16 protein-coding genes are annotated in these 17,182 nt (G+C 65.2%); 12 read left to right on the top strand and 4 right to left on the bottom strand.

Going from position 1 to position 17,182, the window contains the following annotated elements; genetic code table 11:
• Nucleotides 1–13 precede the first annotated feature (13 nt).
• The 5 genes from GTK01_RS11650 (at nucleotide 14) to GTK01_RS11630 (ending at nucleotide 5,124) form a co-directional block, all read left to right on the top strand.
• Complete coding sequence (locus GTK01_RS11650; RefSeq protein ID WP_252926059.1) at nucleotides 14–628, top strand: glutathione S-transferase family protein; 615 nt, start codon at nucleotides 14–16, stop codon at nucleotides 626–628.
• Between the two features lie 171 nt (nucleotides 629–799).
• Nucleotides 800–2,110: a sn-glycerol-3-phosphate ABC transporter substrate-binding protein UgpB gene (gene ugpB / locus GTK01_RS11645; protein ID WP_252926058.1), complete on the top strand. Its 1,311-nt coding sequence runs from the start codon at nucleotides 800–802 to the stop codon at nucleotides 2,108–2,110.
• A gap of 117 nt (nucleotides 2,111–2,227) precedes the next feature.
• Nucleotides 2,228–3,112 (top strand): sn-glycerol-3-phosphate ABC transporter permease UgpA, encoded by an 885-nt coding sequence (ugpA, locus tag GTK01_RS11640; protein ID WP_252926057.1) that lies wholly within the window; start codon nucleotides 2,228–2,230, stop codon nucleotides 3,110–3,112.
• Between the two features lie 64 nt (nucleotides 3,113–3,176).
• Nucleotides 3,177–4,025 carry a sn-glycerol-3-phosphate ABC transporter permease UgpE gene (gene ugpE / locus GTK01_RS11635; protein ID WP_252926202.1) on the top strand — a complete coding sequence of 283 codons (849 nt, stop codon included), beginning with the start codon at nucleotides 3,177–3,179 and terminating at the stop codon, nucleotides 4,023–4,025.
• Nucleotides 4,026–4,035: 10 nt separating this feature from the next.
• Nucleotides 4,036–5,124, top strand: coding sequence for a sn-glycerol-3-phosphate import ATP-binding protein UgpC (locus tag GTK01_RS11630; protein WP_252926056.1), 1,089 nt, complete (start codon nucleotides 4,036–4,038; stop codon nucleotides 5,122–5,124).
• A 44-nt stretch (nucleotides 5,125–5,168) separates the two neighbouring features.
• On the opposite strand, the gene GTK01_RS11625 is transcribed toward GTK01_RS11630, so the two are convergent.
• Nucleotides 5,169–5,420: a hypothetical protein gene (locus GTK01_RS11625; protein ID WP_252926055.1), complete on the bottom strand. Its 252-nt coding sequence runs from the start codon at nucleotides 5,418–5,420 to the stop codon at nucleotides 5,169–5,171.
• 347 nt (nucleotides 5,421–5,767) lie between these two features.
• On the opposite strand from GTK01_RS11625, the gene GTK01_RS11620 reads away from it, so the two are divergent.
• The 4 genes from GTK01_RS11620 (at nucleotide 5,768) to GTK01_RS11605 (ending at nucleotide 9,886) form a co-directional block, all read left to right on the top strand.
• Nucleotides 5,768–6,424, top strand: coding sequence for a lytic transglycosylase domain-containing protein (locus GTK01_RS11620; RefSeq protein ID WP_252926054.1), 657 nt, complete (start codon nucleotides 5,768–5,770; stop codon nucleotides 6,422–6,424).
• A gap of 180 nt (nucleotides 6,425–6,604) precedes the next feature.
• A complete protein-coding gene (locus GTK01_RS11615; RefSeq protein ID WP_252926053.1) occupies nucleotides 6,605–7,615 on the top strand; it encodes a serine hydrolase in 1,011 nt (336 codons plus the stop codon).
• Nucleotides 7,616–7,810: 195 nt separating this feature from the next.
• Nucleotides 7,811–8,854, top strand: coding sequence for a fatty acid desaturase (locus GTK01_RS11610; RefSeq protein WP_252926052.1), 1,044 nt, complete (start codon nucleotides 7,811–7,813; stop codon nucleotides 8,852–8,854).
• 84 nt (nucleotides 8,855–8,938) lie between these two features.
• Complete coding sequence (locus GTK01_RS11605; protein ID WP_252926201.1) at nucleotides 8,939–9,886, top strand: dienelactone hydrolase family protein; 948 nt, start codon at nucleotides 8,939–8,941, stop codon at nucleotides 9,884–9,886.
• Between the two features lie 12 nt (nucleotides 9,887–9,898).
• Here the strand turns inward: GTK01_RS11605 and GTK01_RS11600 are convergent, their stop codons facing one another.
• Nucleotides 9,899–10,117: a DUF2945 domain-containing protein gene (locus GTK01_RS11600; protein WP_252926051.1), complete on the bottom strand. Its 219-nt coding sequence runs from the start codon at nucleotides 10,115–10,117 to the stop codon at nucleotides 9,899–9,901.
• Between the two features lie 188 nt (nucleotides 10,118–10,305).
• Here GTK01_RS11600 and GTK01_RS11595 point away from each other — a divergent pair, with 188 nt between their 5' ends.
• From GTK01_RS11595 to GTK01_RS11585, 3 genes are all read left to right on the top strand, one after another.
• Nucleotides 10,306–11,103: a DUF2189 domain-containing protein gene (locus GTK01_RS11595; RefSeq protein ID WP_252926050.1), complete on the top strand. Its 798-nt coding sequence runs from the start codon at nucleotides 10,306–10,308 to the stop codon at nucleotides 11,101–11,103.
• Nucleotides 11,104–11,208: 105 nt separating this feature from the next.
• Complete coding sequence (gene uvrB, locus GTK01_RS11590; protein ID WP_252926049.1) at nucleotides 11,209–14,073, top strand: excinuclease ABC subunit UvrB; 2,865 nt, start codon at nucleotides 11,209–11,211, stop codon at nucleotides 14,071–14,073.
• A gap of 60 nt (nucleotides 14,074–14,133) precedes the next feature.
• A complete protein-coding gene (locus GTK01_RS11585; protein WP_252926048.1) occupies nucleotides 14,134–15,129 on the top strand; it encodes a diguanylate cyclase domain-containing protein in 996 nt (331 codons plus the stop codon).
• Here GTK01_RS11585 and GTK01_RS11580 read toward each other — a convergent pair whose 3' ends face one another.
• Both GTK01_RS11580 and queF read right to left on the bottom strand, forming a co-directional pair.
• Nucleotides 15,130–16,095 (bottom strand): threonine/serine dehydratase, encoded by a 966-nt coding sequence (locus tag GTK01_RS11580; RefSeq protein ID WP_252926047.1) that lies wholly within the window; start codon nucleotides 16,093–16,095, stop codon nucleotides 15,130–15,132.
• Between the two features lie 104 nt (nucleotides 16,096–16,199).
• Nucleotides 16,200–16,667, bottom strand: coding sequence for a preQ(1) synthase (gene queF, locus GTK01_RS11575; protein ID WP_252926046.1), 468 nt, complete (start codon nucleotides 16,665–16,667; stop codon nucleotides 16,200–16,202).
• Nucleotides 16,668–17,182 lie beyond the last annotated feature (515 nt).

The following is a 17,182-nucleotide window of genomic DNA, read 5'->3' as shown; positions in this document are numbered from 1 at the left end:
AGCGGAGATAGACATGCTGACCCTTTACGGAATGACGGACAGCGGCAACTGCTACAAGCCGCGCCTGCTGCTCGCCAAGCTGGGCGTGCCCTTCCGCCATGTCGAGGTTTCGACCGTCGATGGCGGCACGAAGACGGCCGATTACCTGGCGAAGAACCCCAACGGCAAGGTGCCGCTGCTCGAACTCGAGGACGGGCGGCTCCTTGCCGAGAGCAACGCCATCCTGCTGCATCTTGCCGAGGGCACACGCTTCCTGCCGGCGGACGCCTATGAGCGGGCGCTCGCCTATCAGTGGCTGTTCTTCGAGCAGTACAGCCACGAGCCGCAGATCGCCGTGCGCCGCTCGCTGGTCAAGTATCCGCACCTTGCCGCCTTCGCGACCGAGAAGCGCATGGCCGCGCTCATGGACGGCGGGAACAAGGCGCTTGGCGTGATGGAACAGCGGCTTGGCCAGGCCCCCTTCTTCGCCGGCGAAACGGTGTCGGTGGCCGACATCGCACTCTACGCCTACACGCACGACGCGGGCACGGCTGGTTTCGAATTGGCGCGCTTTCCTTTCGTTTTGGCGTGGCTTTCGCGCGTTGCCGCCGATGCAGGCCATGTCGAAATCGGTTGGAAACCTGCCTGAACCCTATGCACAGTGCGGATTTTTTAGGGCACGCCTGTTGACTCTTAGCCGATTTCGAGAAATTTCGTTTCCAGTTTCAGCGGATAACAGCAAAACTGTTGTCCGGTTGTCACAAACCGCCGATAGTGCGGTTCGCGGAAGTAACCTTTCGCCAACAAACGGGAGCGAAACATGTCCATGAAAGCCTACGCGGCGGGTCTTGCCGCCACCTTCACCCTTCTGTCCGCCTCTTCCGCGCTCGCGCAGACGCAGATCGACTGGTGGCACGCGATGACCGGCGCCAACAACGAGGTCGTCGACACGCTTGCCAAGGAATTCAACGAGAGCCAGAGCGACTACAAGGTCGTCCCGGTCTTCAAGGGCACCTATCCCGAGACGCTGAACGCCGGCATCGCCGCCTTCCGCGCCAGCCAGGCCCCGCACATCATCCAGGTCTTCGACGTCGGCACGGGCGTCATGATGGCCGCCGAGGGCGCCGTGAAGCCGGTCGCGGAAATCCTGTCGATGGGCGGTACCGAGTTCGACAAGTCGCAGTACCTGGCCGGCATCGCCGCCTACTACTCGCGTCCGGACGGCACGATGCTGTCCTTCCCCTACAATTCTTCCTCGCCGATCCTCTACTACAACAAGGACATCTTCGAGGAAGCCGGGCTCGATCCCGAGAATCCGCCGGCGACCTGGCCGGAAGTGTTCGACGCGGCCCGCAAGATCAAGGAATCGGGCGCTGCGCCCTGCGGCCTGACCTCGACCTGGCTGACCTGGATCGGCCTCGAGAACTTCGCTGCCTGGAACAACCTCCAGTATGGCACCAACGAGAACGGTCTTGCCGGCACCGATGTCGAGCTGAAGATCAACGAAGGCCAGTTCGTCACGCACTTCCAGAACATCGCCGACCTCGCCAAGGACGACACGTTCCGTTATGGCGGCCGCACTTCGGAAGCCAAGCAGCTCTTCCTGTCGGGCGAGTGCGCGATCCTGACGGAATCCTCCGGCGGCCTCGGCGACGTTCTCAACTCCGGCATCAACTACGGTCTCGGCCAGCTTCCCTACTACCCGGAAGCCGAAGGCGCTCCGCAGAATACGATCCCCGGCGGCGCGAGCCTTTGGGTGTTCGAGGGCAAGTCGGACGAGGAATATGCCGGTGTCGCGGCGTTCTTCGAGTTCCTCTCGCAGACCGAAATTCAGTCACGCCTGCACCAGGTGTCCGGCTACCTGCCGGTGACCATGGCCGCCTATGAGGCGACCAAGGAATCGGGCTTCTACGAGGAGAATCCGGGCCGCGAAATCCCGATCACCCAGATGATGGGCAAGGAGCCGACCGAGAATTCGCGCGGCGTGCGCCTCGTGAACCTGCCGCAGGTCCGTGACATCCAGAACGAAGAGTTCGAGAAGATGCTCGCCGGCGAGCAGGATGCGCAGACCGCTCTCGACAACGCCGTCGAGCGCGCCAACGCCGCGATCCAGGAAGCGATCGGCAACTAGGCCGGCACCTTCGACGATCGATGCCGCCCGCGTGGTCAACACGCGGGCGGTTCTTTAAGACGGAAGCGCCAGACGCTCCGTCAACGCTCTTCGAGCCCGGCATCGAGAGGAACGCCCTTGTCTCCGCGCGTCGTCTTTCCCAACAAGGTCCTGCCTTACGCGCTGCTTCTGCCGCAGCTCGTCATCGTCGGCATCTTCTTCTATTGGCCCGCCAGCCAGGCGCTATACCAGTCGTTCCTGCGCGAAGACCCGTTCGGCCTGTCGACGCAGTTCGTGGGCCTGCGAAATTTCCGGAACGTCCTCTCCGATCCCAACTACCTGAATGCGGTCGAGAACACGGCGATCTTCTCCGTTGCCGTCGCCTTCTTCGCCATGGCGATTGCGCTTCTGCTTGCGGTGATGGCCGACAAGATCATCAAGGGGAAGGGCTTTTACCGCACCATGCTGATCTGGCCCTACGCCATCGCGCCGGCGATCGCGGGCATGGTGTGGCTGTTCATGTTCAACCCTGCCATGGGTACCTTCGCCTTCATGATGCGCTCGTCGGGCTATCCGTGGGACCCCCTTCTCCAGGGTGACCAGGCGATGGTTCTGGTCGTGGCCGCGGCGGCGTGGAAGCAGATTTCCTACAATTTCCTGTTTTTCGTCGCAGGCCTTCAGGCGATCCCGAAGACGCTGATCGAAGCCGCAGCCATCGACGGTGCCGGCGAGACCAAGCGCTTCTGGACGATCGTCTTCCCGCTGCTCGCGCCGACGACCTTCTTCCTGCTCGTCATCAACACGACCTACGCCTTCTTCGACACGTTCGGCATCATCCATGCCGTCACCGGCGGCGGTCCCGGCAAGGCGACCGAGACGCTCGTCTACAAGGTCTATCACGACGGTTTCGTGAACCTGATCCTGGGCGACAGCGCCGCGCAGTCGGTGATCCTCATGGTCATCGTCATCGCGCTCACCGCCATCCAGTTCCGCTACGTGGAAAAGAAGGTGCACTATGGCTGAGAACGCTGCCGCCGCCACCGGAACGTCCACTGCGGCCAAGCTCGGCCGCAGGGAAGAACGAAACATGCTCGGCGTCTCCAGGACGTCTCGCTATATCGCCCACGCGATCCTGATCATCGGCGTCCTCATCGTCGCCTTCCCGATCTACTACACCTTCATCGCGTCGACCCATTCGCTGCAGACGATCCTGCGCCCGCCGCTGCCGCTCCTGCCGGGCGACCAGTTCTTCGAGAACTACTATCAGGCCCTGTTCGGCGGCGTGGGGCGCATCGGCGGCGTCGATGCGTGGACGCTGCTCCTCAACTCGACCATCATGGCGCTCGGAATCTCGATCGGAAAGATCGCGATCTCGCTGCTTTCGGCGTTCGCCATCGTCTTCTTCCGCTTTCCCGGCCGCATGGTGTTCTTCTGGGTCATCTTCATCACGCTGATGCTGCCGGTCGAGGTGCGCATCCTGCCGACCTACAAGGTGATGGTGGATCTGGGCCTGATCGACACCTATGCGGGCCTCATCCTGCCGCTGATCGCGTCGGCGACGGCGACGCTGCTCTTCCGTCAGTTCTTCCTGACCATTCCGGGCGAGCTGATCGAAGCCGCTCGCGTCGATGGGGCAGGGCCCTGGCGCTTCTTCAAGGACATCCTGATGCCCCTGTCGAAGACCAACATCGCCGCGCTCTTCGTCATCATGTTCATCTATGGCTGGACGCAGTATCTGTGGCCGCTTCTGGTCACAAACTCCAATTCCATGAACACGATCGTCATCGCGCTTCGCAAGATGATCTCCTTCGCCGATGCCGACACGCAGTGGCATCTCGTCATGGTCACCGCCGTCCTCGCCATGCTGCCCCCGATACTCGTCGTGCTCTTCATGCAGCGCTGGTTCGTCAAGGGCCTGGTAGAAACCGAGAAGTGAGTAGCCCGAAATGGCAAATGTCGAACTGAAGAACGTCCGCAAGGTCTATGGCGGCAGCGTCGAGGCGGTGAAGGGCGTGTCGATCTCGATCCCCGACGGCGACATGTGCGTTCTCGTCGGGCCGTCGGGCTGCGGCAAGTCCACGCTCCTGCGCATGATCGCGGGGCTGGAAACGATCACCGATGGCACCGTCTCGATCGGCGAGACCGTCGTCAACGATCTCGGCCCGGTCGAGCGCGACATCGCGATGGTGTTCCAGAACTACGCGCTCTATCCGCACATGTCGGTCTACGACAACATGGCCTATGGGCTGCGCAACCGCGGCATGGCCAAGGACGAGATCGACAGGCGCGTGCGCGATGCGGCGGCCACGCTCGGCCTTGCCGAGTTCCTGCAGCGCCGGCCGCGCGAGCTTTCCGGCGGCCAGCGCCAGCGCGTCGCCATGGGCCGCGCCATCGTGCGCAGCCCCAAGGCCTTCCTGTTCGATGAACCGCTGTCGAACCTGGACGCCAAGCTGCGCGGCCAGATGCGCGTCGAGATCAAGAGCCTGCAGCGCCGTCTCGGCGTCACCTCGGTCTACGTCACGCACGATCAGGTCGAGGCGATGACGCTCGCCGACACGCTCGTCGTCATGAATGCCGGCCTTGCCGAGCAGATCGACACGCCGATGGCGATCTACGAAAAGCCCGCCTCCACCTTCGTCGCAGGCTTCATCGGTTCGCCGGCGATGAATCTCCTGACAGCCAAGGTCGCGGATGGCGGGCAGGGGCTGGCGCTTGCCGGCGGCGGTTCGGTCAAGCCGCGCGACACGGTGCTGCCCGAGGCGGGGCGCGAAGTGCTGCTCGGCGTCAGGCCGGAACACATGGTCGTCACGTCGAACCGCAGCACGGCCGACCTGACGCTGAAGGTGACTGCCGTCGAGATCCTGGGCGCCGACACGCTGGCGCACGGCCAGCCGGCCGACGCCACGCAAAATGGCGGCGAGATCATCGCGCGCCTGCCCGGCGGCACGAAGGTCGAGGTCGGCGACGTGTTGCCGCTCGCGATCAATCCCGGAATGGCGCATCTGTTCGACGCCGCAACCGGCAAGCGCATCTGATCGTTGGAAAGGCGCGGTCGATGGCCGCGCCGCCGGACGGTCGCTCAGGCGACGTTGCGCAGTTTCGTGGCAGGGGCGGCCATGGTCTGTTTCTGCTTCTCGGCCGGCGCGGACCTGGCCTCGATATCGGTCAGGATCGCGTTCACTTCGTCGATATCGACATAGTAATAACGCGCGAGCTGGATGGGTACGTCGTCGGGGCGCACGCCTCGCTTCATCATGAAGCGGATGGCGAATTCGATCTCGTCATGCTCGACGAGACGACGCTTTGCGCAATCGTCGACATTCCTGCCCATCCGCCTTACCCCGCATTTCGTGAACATCGGCCGGAAGCTGTTGCGGGCTCCCGGTTTTGCCCGATCTTCGGTGGACCATCCTGCGTCGGTCATGCTGACGCGCGTTCGTCATGACGCGAATCGTAGGGCTCGAGTATGGCGCGCCACGTCGCTCGTGCAACAAAGCCGTGGATAAGTTCGAAACTTGTGCACAGGCTGTCATATTGACTTGCAACCCTGGCGCGATCCGGCGCAGCCCTTCGCGCCCTTGCGTCGCTCCGTCCCGTTTCGTGATTGCCGAAGGCGGCGCGCTCGCGTAAGGATTGCGTGGGCGGGACGACATTCGAAACGATTTGCGAGAGACGAATTTGGCTGCGCAGACAGTTCCGGCCCGTTGGACGGCCGCCTCCCTGATCTTCCTCGGCCTTTTGGCCGGCTGCACCTCGACCGGGGACCTGGCCACAGACCTTCAGGCCGCGGCCGAGGAGGAGCTTGCGCTTCCCGAGACGGTCGCGGTTCGGCCCTCCGCGAAATTCACCGACGCGGACGTCGCCCTCGATTCTCAATCGGGCGAGCCGCCCGTCGTCGCCTCCGCATTCGCCGGTGCGACGCCATCTTCCGCGCTGCAGGCCGCGATCGTGCCGTCCGGTATCAAGTCGGTCGCGCCGCAGAGCCCCGAGCTCGACCAGTTGATCGCCAAATATGCCGCTCACTACGAAATCCCGGTCGAACTCGTTCGCCGCGTCGTCAAGCGCGAGAGCAATTTCAACCCCGGCGCGCGCAATCGCATCTACTGGGGTCTCATGCAGATCCGGCACGACACCGCCCGCACCATGGGCTATCGCGGCGCGGCCGAGGGCCTGCTCGATGCCGAGACCAATCTCAAATACGCCGTGAAATACCTGCGCGGCGCATACTTGACCGCCGATGGCAACCATGACCGCGCGGTCCGCTTCTACGCCCGCGGCTACTACTACGATGCCAAGCGCAAGGGCATCTTGCGCGAGACGGGGCTCAGGTCCTAGGGCGAGCGGGCGGGTCCTGCGGACCAGGCGTTTTTTGAACAATCGACCCATCCCCACATGGGAGCGGTCACTTTCTCGAAAGACACGGCCCTCGAGCATGGCGCTCGGGCGCCGAGCGCAGCCTTTTCACATTGCCGTGACGCCCATGATTTCGCCGCGCGCGCTCCCTAACCCGGTGCCATGAACAGACGCACCCTTCTCGCCTTCGCCCTCGTCTCCACTCTTGCAATGCCTGCCATCGCGCAGGACGACCCCAGGACCTTCGAAACCCTCCTCGACGAAGCCGAAAGCCTCGCGCCGCTCGAAACCGTGATTGTCGCCCGGGACGGCGAGCTCGTCGCGGAGCGGGGCTATCGCGGCAATTCCGTCACCCAGTCCACCAACATCAAGTCGGCGTCGAAATCCATCGTCTCGGCGCTTGTCGGCATCGCCATCGACAAGGGCGTGCTGGAAGGCCCGGACCAGAAGATCGCGCCGCTTCTGGCCGACGATCTGCCCGACGACGCCGACCCGCGCGTTCAGGACATCACGATCGGCCATCTTCTCTCGATGCAGACCGGCCTCGGCCGCACCTCGGGCGGCAATTACGGGCGCTGGGTGTCGAGCCGCAACTGGGTGCGCGCCGCGCTTTCCATGCCGTTCGACGACGAGCCGGGTGGGCGGATGCTCTATTCGACCGGGTCGACGCATCTTCTCTCCGCCATCCTGACCAGGGAGACCGGCCGCTCGACGCTGGAACTTGCGCGCGACTGGCTCGGTGCGCTTGAGGGTTTTCGCATCGGCTCATGGGAGCGCGATCCGCAAGGTATCTATCTTGGCGGCAACCAGATGGCGATGACGCCGCGCTCGCTCGCCGCCTTCGGCGAGCTCTACCGCAATGGCGGCGAAACGCCCGATGGTGAGCGCCTCGTTTCGGCGGATTGGATCGAGACCTCCTGGCAGGCGCGCACCAATTCGCGCTTTAGCGGCGACGGCTATGGCTATGGCTGGTTCCTGCGCGAGATCGCCGGCGCGGATGTCGTCTATGGTTGGGGCTATGGCGGCCAGATGCTCTACATCGTGCCCGAACTGGACCTGACCGTCGTCATGACCTCGGACGCGACGAGCCCTTCGGCGCGCAGCGGCCATCGCAACGATCTGCACGCGCTGCTGGGCCAGTTCATCGAAGTTGCACGCCAGGCCGAGAGCTGATGTCTCGAACGAATTGCGGGGACGCGACGAAGGGCGCGCTTGCGCGCATTGTCGCGAGCGACTAGGCAGGCTGGCGGGGGAAGTCGAGATCGCGGCCCGCCGTTCTTCGGCCGTGATCGGGGTGCATCCCGCTATCGAATCTTTCGCGCGTCACATGTCCGGCAGTTGGCGTTTCCTCTTGCAGCCTGGAATCTGATGACGTCCCACTCCACGACCCCTGATGCCGTGACCCATGACGCCGTGCAGGCGGCACGCGCCTGGACCAAGGTTCTGGCCCGGTACCGCGAGCCGAGCACCGCGCGCAGCGTGTTCGAGCTCGCCGTGACCATCGTCCCCTTCATCGGGCTGTGGACCGTGACAGCGTTTGCCGTGGTCGCGGGCCACTACTGGGCCCTGGTGCTGACGATCCCCGCCGCCGGCTTCCTTGTTCGCCTGTTCATGCTGCAGCATGATTGCGGCCACGGGTCGCTTTTCGCGCGCCGCAGCCTCAACGACTGGACCGGCCGGGTGATCGGCGTCCTCACCTTCACGCCCTATGACTACTGGCGGCGCACGCACGCCGTCCACCACGCCACGACCGGCAATCTCGACCAGCGGGGCATCGGCGATATCGACACGCTGACGGTTGCCGAGTATCGCGCGCTGTCACGCTGGGGCCGGACCAAATACTGGCTCTACCGCCACCCGCTCGTCATGTTCGGCATCGGCCCGGCCTGGCTGTTCATCTGCCAGTACCGCCTGCCGATCGGGCTGATGCGCGCGGGCATGACGCCCTGGACCTCAACGCTGGCGACCAATCTGGGCATCGCCATTCCCGCCGGCCTCCTGATCTGGCTGATGGGGATTGGCCCGTTTCTTCTGGTGCAGCTTCCGATCACGCTGATGGCGGCGACGGCGGGCGTCTGGTTGTTCTACGTCCAGCACCAGTTCGAGGAGACGCACTGGAGCGAGCAGCAGGACTGGAACTTCCAGCAGGCCGCGCTGCACGGCTCGTCTCATTACGACCTGCCGGCGGTACTGCGCTGGTTTACCGGAAACATCGGCATCCACCACGTCCACCATCTGTCGTCGAAGGTGCCGTTCTACCGGCTGCCCGAAGTCCTCGAGCACCATCCCGAGCTGCGCGACATGGGTCGCATCACGTTTTTGGAAAGCCTGCGCTGCGTAAAGCTCGTCCTGTGGGACGAGCAGCAGCGGCGGCTGGTATCGTTCCGCGACGTGCGCATGGCCGCGGCCTGACCTGACCGTTCGATCTATTCGTCAAAATCCGCTTCTGCCGTAAGTTGTGCCGCTTCAATCGAAGTGGAGGGCAACGTGAAGCTGATGTCGATCCTGCTCGCGGCCGCCTGTCCTGCGGCCCCGGCATCCGCGCAGGTCACCGGCGAGGAAGCGCTATCCTTTCCCTCGTTGACGATGGATGACGCCCTGTTTCTCTCCGGCCGTGTGGAGGAAGCTGAGCCGGTCACGCTCACCGGGCGGCTGCGACTGCCGGGTTCGACGGGCGGTCCAGTCCCGGCGATCGTGCTTCTGCACGGCTCGGACGGCGCCCGCAGCGCCGCCGCCTGGAATTGGGCGGGGGTCTTCGCACGGGCGGGCTACGCGTCGTTTCGCATCGACAGCTACACGGCCCGCGGCTTCGACGAGATCTACACGAATCAGGGCGGCGTCGGCGAATTCAACAATGTCGTCGATGCGTTCGAGGCGTTGCGCCTGCTTGCCGCCGATCCCCGCATTGATCGCAACCGCATAGCGGTCATGGGCTTTTCGCGCGGCGGCATCCCGGCGCTCTATTCGGCGATGACGCGGTTCGAGGCGCTCTACGCTCCAGAGGGCCTGCAATTCGCCGCGCACCTGCCGTTCTATCCGCCGTGCAATTTCGAGCTAGAACGCGAACTGGAAGTCGGCCCCCAGCCGATCCGCGCCTTTCATGGCGACGCGGATGTCTGGAACCCGCTGCCAGTCTGCGCGGATTATGTCGAGCGTCTGAAGTCAGCCGGTGCGGACGCGTCGATCACCGTCTATCCGGGCGCGCACCATTCCTTCGACCATCCCGGCAGTCCGTCCTACAACGTGGTCGGCGAGGCGCAAACCTCGCGTGCGTGCTTCCGGCGCGAGGAGGGGGGCGTGCTCGTCAATGCGGCGACTGGCGCGCCGTTCTCCTGGGCCGACGGCTGCGTGGAGATGGGTCCGGCCGTTCAGATGAACCCCCAGGCGATGGCCGCAGCCGAACGCGACGTGCTGGACGTGCTCGATGCGGTTTTCGGCAGATGAGGCCAAGCCTGCCTACGACGCCTTCTTCAGTTCCGAATGGCTCTTCAGCGCACGGCCGCCATCTTGCTGCTCCACCAGATAGGCCGGCTTCTCCTTCGTCGCCTTGCGCTTGATCTTTTCGCCTTTGATCGTGCGTTCGACATCTTCGGTGAAGCTTTCGGCCACGATGCCGATCGCCGTTCCGCTGCCCCACTTCCATTCGACCTTCGCGCCCTTGCGATATTTCGTCATCTCGCCGCTCCTTCGCTCGGCGGGAAATGACGATCCGGGCGCTGGGGTTCCCAATGCGCAGGCGGCGCCGATCGTGTATGATGTGCCATTCGAGAGCTGGCATCGGTTCGGCCGGTCCAGCTTGAGCGAAATGACCCTTGGGCCGGCCGCCGTCGTCCTCTCTCCACTCAAGTGCGGAGGAACGAAGCATGGCAAACTTTCATGTCGTTGCAGGCGCGCAGGGCGGCATCGTGCGGCCGCGCATCAGGCGCATCGATGTCGGGCAGGTATTCAGCTGTCTCGGCGCCGGGATCGCGGATTTCCGCGACCGCCCGTCGCACTATTTCTTCCTGCTGATGATCTACCCGATCATCGGCTTCCTTATCCTGACCTGGGCGGCCGGTGCGAACGCGCTGCCGCTGGTCTTCCCGATCATCTCCGGCTTCGCACTCATCGGTCCCTTCGCCGCACTTGGTATCTACGAAATCAGCCGGCGCAAGGAGCAGGGGCTCGACACGCACTGGCGCGATGTCCTCGATCTGCGCCATTCGCCGACCCTGCCATCCATTGCCGCGGTCGGTTTCTTCCTGTTCGCGATGTTTCTCGCCTGGCTGCTGGTGGCGCGCGAACTCTATGTCACGCTGATCGGCCCCGAGACGCCGGCCTCGCTCGCCGCCTTCTGGCAACAGATCGTCGGCACCGAGGCAGGCTGGACGCTGATCGTCGCCGGCAATCTCATCGGTTTCGCCTTTGCGCTCGTCGTGCTGGCAACCAGTTTCATCGCCTTCCCGATGATGCTGGACCGCGATGTCGGCGCCTATTCGGCGATGGAGACCTCGGTGCGCGCCTTCGTCAAGAACCCGGTGCCGATCCTCGTCTGGGGCATGATCGTCGCGGCCGGCCTTGCGCTCGGCATGGCGACGTTCCTCGTCGGGCTGATCGTCATCCTGCCAATCCTTGGCCACGCGACCTGGCATCTCTATCGCAGCGTCGTCGGGATGGGCTGACGCAAGCGCGGCAGATCGCATCATCCTGACAGCCTCCTGTCAGGACGATGCGCCGAAGCCGGCGCCACCCTTTTCTTCGGCCCGGACTATCTCCATATTCCGGCCATGGCCAAATCCCCTAAGACCGCGCGGCGTAGCCCGCTGACCGACTTCATGGACGCGTCCGAACCGCTGGACGGGTTCGGCGAAGCGCCGCAGGCTGAGTTCGAAGGCGCGCCGCTGACCGGCGGCGTCGCCGACTGGGCGCGACAGATTTCGGAAGAGGCGCAGAAGGTTGCGCCGCCGCGCAAGCCGTCCGACGCGGCAAGACCGGCGAAGTCACCCAGGAAGATTCCAGAGCGCTCGTCCGAGCCGACGCGGTCTGGCCGCGGCACGTCGATGGGCGGCGCGGCTTCGCCAAAGGAGCGCGCAGCCGCCGGCCTCAATCCCGTCGCCGGGCTCGACATCAGCCTGGAAGACGCGTCCTCGCTGTCGTCGTCGGGCGTCACCGCGACGGTCGCGGCGCTGTCGGCGCTGATCGAGAGTGGCAATCCGCTGCACAAGAACGGGCAGATCTGGACTCCGCACCGTCCCGCGCGCCCGGAAAAGTCCGAAGGCGGCATTTCCATCAAGATGGAAACCGAGTTCAAGCCGTCGGGCGACCAGCCGACGGCCATCCGCGATCTCGTTTCCGGTGTCGCCGAGGAGGACCGGACGCAGGTGCTGCTCGGCGTCACCGGTTCGGGCAAGACGTTCACCATGGCCAAGGTGATCGAGGAAACGCAGCGCCCGGCGCTGATCCTCGCGCCGAACAAGACGCTCGCCGCGCAGCTCTACGGCGAGTTCAAGTCGTTCTTCCCGAACAATGCCGTCGAGTATTTCGTTTCCTACTACGATTACTACCAGCCAGAGGCCTACGTTCCGCGCACCGACACCTTCATCGAGAAGGAATCCTCGATCAACGAGCAGATCGACCGGATGCGCCACTCGGCAACGCGCTCGCTGCTGGAGCGCGACGACGTCATCATCGTCGCCTCCGTGTCCTGTATCTACGGTATCGGCTCGGTCGAGACCTATACGGCGATGACGTTCCAGATGAGCGTCGGCGACCGGCTCGACCAGCGCCAGCTTCTCGCCGATCTCGTCGCGCAGCAATACAAGCGGCAGGACATCAACTTCGTGCGCGGGTCGTTCCGCGTGCGCGGCGATACGATCGAAATCTTCCCCGCGCACCTTGAGGATCGGGCCTGGCGCATATCGATGTTCGGCGACGAGATCGAGACCATCGTCGAGTTCGACCCGCTCACCGGCCAGAAGACCGGGGACCTCAAGTCGGTCAAGATCTACGCCAATTCGCACTACGTTACCCCGCGCCCGACGCTCAACCAGGCCACCAAGTCGATCAAGGCCGAGCTTCAGTTGCGCCTTGCCGAACTTGAAAGGGCCGGGCGCCTTCTGGAAGCCCAGCGCCTGGAGCAGCGCACCCGCTTCGATCTCGAAATGCTGGAAGCCACCGGCTCCTGCGCGGGCATCGAGAACTATTCGCGCTATCTCACCGGCCGCGCGCCCGGCGAGCCGCCACCGACCCTGTTCGAGTACATTCCCGACAATGCACTCGTCTTCATTGACGAAAGCCACGTCACCGTGCCGCAGATCGGCGCCATGTACCGGGGCGACTTTCGCCGCAAGGCGACACTGGCCGAATACGGCTTCCGCCTGCCGTCCTGCATGGACAACCGTCCGCTGCGCTTCGAGGAGTGGGACGCGATGCGCCCGCTCACCGTTGCGGTATCGGCCACGCCCGGCGGCTGGGAGATGGAACAGTCCGGCGGCGTCTTCGCCGAGCAGGTCATCCGCCCGACGGGGCTGATCGATCCACCCGTCGAGGTGCGCCCGGCCAAGAGCCAGGTCGACGACGTTCTGGGCGAAATCCGCGACACGACCGCGAAGGGCTACCGCACGCTCTGCACGGTCCTGACCAAGCGCATGGCCGAGGACCTGACCGAATATCTGCACGAGCAGGGCATCCGCGTGCGCTACATGCACTCCGACATCGATACCCTCGAACGTATTGAAATTCTGCGCGATTTGCGCCTCGGCGCGTTCGACGTGCTGGTCGGCATCAACCTCCTGCGCGAGGGTCTCGACATTCCCGAATGCGGCTTCGTCGCCATTCTCGATGCCGACAAGGAGGGCTTCCTGCGCTCGGAAACCTCGCTGATCCAGACGATCGGCCGCGCGGCGCGTAACGTCGACGGCAAGGTGGTTCTCTACGCCGACCACATCACCGGCTCGATGGAACGCGCGATGGCGGAGACCAGCCGCCGCCGGGAGAAGCAGCTCGCCTACAATGAAGAGCACGGCATCACGCCGGAAAGCATCAAGAAGAACATCGGCGACATCCTGTCCTCGGTCTACGAGCGCGACCATGTCCGCCCCGACATCTCGTCCGTCACGAAGGACGGCCAGATGGTCGGCGCCAACATGAAGGCGCATCTGGAACATCTGCAAAAGGAGATGCGCGACGCCGCGGCCGACCTCGACTTCGAGCGCGCCGCGCGCCTTCGCGACGAGATCAAGCGCCTGCGCGAGATGGAACTCGCCATCTCCGACGATCCGCTCGCGCGCGACGTCGAGATGGAAAGCCCGGTCTCGGGCCGCGAGAAGGGCAAGCACAACAAGGGCAAGGCGCGCCACCGCACGGTCGGCGAGGACGGGCAGAGCCTCTTCCGCAAGCCCGACCTCGACGAAATGGGCACCTCGGGCGATCATGCCCAGCCGGCCGGCGCGTCGCTGTTTCGCAAGAACTCGCTCGACGAGATGACCGTGCGGCGCACCGAAAAGCCGGTCGAGGGCCGCATTCCGGCAAAGCCCGTCGACGACGCGAAACCGGTCAAGCGCGAGCGCGCCGGCATCGGCTCCTACGAGGACCCGGCCGACCAGCGCAAGCAGAAGCGGCGGCCGGGCAAGACGGGCCGTCCGGGACGGTAATATCAGGAATCCTTAATCCTCCGCCGTTAGGCTCTCCCGCGATATCGGGGGCGACGAGCAGTGCACGAATACCTGTCGGGCGAAATCGACGAAGCGGACGTCCTGCGCCGGCGCCTGGCCGCGCAGGAGGCGCTGATCGCCGAACAGGCCCGCGAACTCGCCCATTTCCGCAAGATCTTCGCCCGCGCGTCCGAGGCGGCGCAGATCGGCGTGTGGGAATGCGAGCTGGCCGACAATTCGCTGCGCTGGACCGATGTCGTCTACGACATCTTCGACCTGCCGCGCGGCTCGATGCCGACGCGCGAGGCGTCGCTCGCGCTCTATACGCCCGAATCCCGCGCCGAGATGGAGCGCCGGCGCAGCCGCGCCATCGCGGAGCGTTCCTCCTTCACCTTCGACGCCGAGATCGTCACCGCGAAGGGCGTGCAAAAGTTCATGCGCATCACCGCGCAGGTCGAGTGCGAGGCGGGCGTTCCCGTGCGCATCTTCGGCATGAAGCAGGACATCACGGCCGAAAAGCGCGCCATCGACCGGCTGCGCTATCTCGCTGCCTTCGACGAGATGACCGGCCTGCCGAACCGCGCGCAGTTCCAGGAGAAGCTTTCCGAAATGGCGGAGGCGGGCGCGCTCAGCGCGCTCCTGCTGGTCGATCTCGACGGCTTCAAGCAGGTCAATGACGATCACGGCCACCTGGCGGGCGACGCGTGCCTGCGCGAGACCGCCGCGCGGCTGTCGGGAGCGTGCGCGTCCGCCGATCTGGTCGCGCGCGTCGGCGGCGACGAATTCGCGGTGCTTGTCGGTGCCGGCGCCAATCTGGAGACGATCGCCGAGCTCGCCCGCGCGATCACCGCCGCGATGGCCGAGCCGTTCGTGCTCGACGGGCGCAGCCACGCGCTCGGCGCGTCGGTCGGCATCGCGCTCGGCGCGGGCGTCCCGCCGTCCGACCTCTTCGTCAACGCCGACACCGCGCTTTATGCGGCCAAGTCCGCCGGGCGGGGCACGTTCCGCATCTTCAAGGGCGAAGCCGCGCCCCAGCGCGACAGCCGCGCCGCCTGATCAGGCGAGGACCGAGGCGAACAGCTCCGGATCGACGTTTCCGCCCGAGGCGACCACCACCAGGTCGCCGCCCGAAATTGCCTGCCCGTGGAAAAGCGCGGCCGCCAGCGCCACCGCGCCGCCGGGCTCCACCACGATCTTCAGCCGCGTGAAGGCCAGCGCCATGGCGCGGCGCACGTCGCTTTCGGACACCGCGATGCCCGCGCCGCACAGTTCCTTCATCACCGGAAAGGTCAGCCGGCCCGGCTGCGGCGTCACGATGGCGTCGCAGATCGACGTGCCGTCCGCCGCGTTCGAGCGGATCTCGCCCGCTTCCAGCGAGCGCGCCGCGTCGTCGAAGCCTTCGGGCTCGCAGGTGCGCACGGTGAACCCCGGCGCCTCGGCGGCGAGCGCCAGCGCGATGCCCGAGGTCAGCCCGCCGCCGCCGCACGGCACCAGAACCTCGCCGGGCGCAACGCCCAGTTCAGCCGCCTGCGCGGCGATCTCCAGCCCCACCGTGCCCTGTCCGGCGATCACCTCCGGCTCGTCGAAGGGGCGGATCAGCGTCAGCCCCCGCTCGCCGGCCAGCCGCTCGCCGATCGCGTCGCGATCCTCCCTGGCGCGGTCGTAGAGCACCACTTCGGCGCCATAGGCGCGGGTGTTGTCGATCTTCATCTTCGGCGCGTCGGACGGCATGATGATCACGGCCGGCACGCCGTGCATCTTCGCCGCCAGCGCCACGCCCTGTGCGTGGTTGCCGGAAGAAAACGCGATCACGCCGCGCGCGCGCACCGCCGGCTCGATCACTGAAACCGCCGACCAGCCGCCGCGAAACTTGAACGAGCCCGTATGCTGCAGGCATTCCGGCTTCACGAAGACGCGCCGTCCGGCGATCTCGTCGAGGAATTGCGAGTTGAGAAGCGGCGTCCGGCGGGCCTTGCCCTCCAGGCGCGAAGCTGCGGCGCGGATGCGGGAAATATCGGTCATGGCCGCCTTATGCCAAGCCGCGCCGCGCGCCGCCAGAGGTTTCGCGCACCGAAGCGAAAGTTGGAAACCGGTTTTCGGTCCCGCTCGGTGCTTCGCCCGGAAACCTATCCGCGCCCGCGATAGGTCGGCACGCCCTGTTCGGGCACCCACACATCCGCCGGCGCCGCGCCCGTCTGGTAGAAGACGTCGATCGGAATGCCCCCGCGCGGATACCAGTAGCCGCCGATCCGCAGCCATTGAGGCTCCAGAAGCTCGACCAGCCGCTTGCCGATCGTCACCGTGCAGTCCTCGTGGAAGGCGCCATGGTTGCGGAAGGAAAACAGGAACAGCTTCAGCGACTTGCTCTCCACCAGCCAGTCGCCGGGAATGTAGTCGATCACCAGATGCGCGAAATCCGGCTGGCCGGTCATCGGGCAGAGCGAGGTGAATTCGGGCGCGGTAAAGCGCACCGTATAGCGCGTGCCGGCCTGCGGGTTCGCAACGCGCTCCAATACGGCATCCTCCGGCCGGACTGGTATGGCGGCGTCCGCGCCGAGCTGCGTCAGGTTCGAATAGATCGTGTCATGCGCCAAGCGCTTCATCCTTGTTTTGACCGGGTAGGCTGCGACCGGAATTGCGAAAGGCGCGCGGATAGCAGGGAAGGGCGGCGAGGTAAAGGTGGGTACGCTGCCGGACCTACGGGCCCGTCCCCCTCCACATCGTCATCCTCGGGCTTGGCCCGAGGATCCATGCCTCGCCATCACCGCCGGCACTCCGGCGCAGGCCCATTCGTCACCCGCCCGCCCATCACAAACGCAGAGGCATGGATCCCCGGGTCTGCGCAGCCGCTCCGCGCCTGCTCCGCCCGAGGATGACGAAGGGGAGGAGGGCCGCCGCTAACCGGCAAAGTCTGCGCGCCCTCCACCTCGTCATCCTCGGGCTTGACCCGAGGATCCATGCCTCGCCGTTTCTGCTTGCGTTCGTCAAAAGCCGATGGTCGCCCCTCCTCGCCGTGGCACCCTGTGCTTCAGATTGGGGTCCAGTTGACTTGCGGGTCAAAAATCATGAACCTCCACTAACGACACCAGACTGAAAGGTTGCAGGGACC

Origin of the sequence: Aliihoeflea sp. 40Bstr573, from assembly GCF_024105655.1 — a bacterium.
Classification (GTDB): domain Bacteria; phylum Pseudomonadota; class Alphaproteobacteria; order Rhizobiales; family Rhizobiaceae; genus Aliihoeflea.
This window is presented reverse-complemented; position numbering and strand designations above follow the sequence as displayed.

Coding starts and splice junctions, on each gene's coding strand:
- GTK01_RS11650 (WP_252926059.1), top strand. CDS start 14: ATGCTGACCCTTTACGGAATGACGGACAGCGGCAACTGCTACAAGCCG.
- ugpB (WP_252926058.1), top strand. CDS start 800: ATGTCCATGAAAGCCTACGCGGCGGGTCTTGCCGCCACCTTCACCCTT.
- ugpE (WP_252926202.1), top strand. CDS start 3,177: ATGCTCGGCGTCTCCAGGACGTCTCGCTATATCGCCCACGCGATCCTG.
- GTK01_RS11630 (WP_252926056.1), top strand. CDS start 4,036: ATGGCAAATGTCGAACTGAAGAACGTCCGCAAGGTCTATGGCGGCAGC.
- GTK01_RS11625 (WP_252926055.1), bottom strand. CDS start 5,420: ATGGGCAGGAATGTCGACGATTGCGCAAAGCGTCGTCTCGTCGAGCAT.
- GTK01_RS11615 (WP_252926053.1), top strand. CDS start 6,605: ATGAACAGACGCACCCTTCTCGCCTTCGCCCTCGTCTCCACTCTTGCA.
- GTK01_RS11610 (WP_252926052.1), top strand. CDS start 7,811: ATGACGTCCCACTCCACGACCCCTGATGCCGTGACCCATGACGCCGTG.
- GTK01_RS11605 (WP_252926201.1), top strand. CDS start 8,939: ATGTCGATCCTGCTCGCGGCCGCCTGTCCTGCGGCCCCGGCATCCGCG.
- GTK01_RS11600 (WP_252926051.1), bottom strand. CDS start 10,117: ATGACGAAATATCGCAAGGGCGCGAAGGTCGAATGGAAGTGGGGCAGC.
- GTK01_RS11595 (WP_252926050.1), top strand. CDS start 10,306: ATGGCAAACTTTCATGTCGTTGCAGGCGCGCAGGGCGGCATCGTGCGG.
- uvrB (WP_252926049.1), top strand. CDS start 11,209: ATGGCCAAATCCCCTAAGACCGCGCGGCGTAGCCCGCTGACCGACTTC.
- GTK01_RS11580 (WP_252926047.1), bottom strand. CDS start 16,095: ATGACCGATATTTCCCGCATCCGCGCCGCAGCTTCGCGCCTGGAGGGC.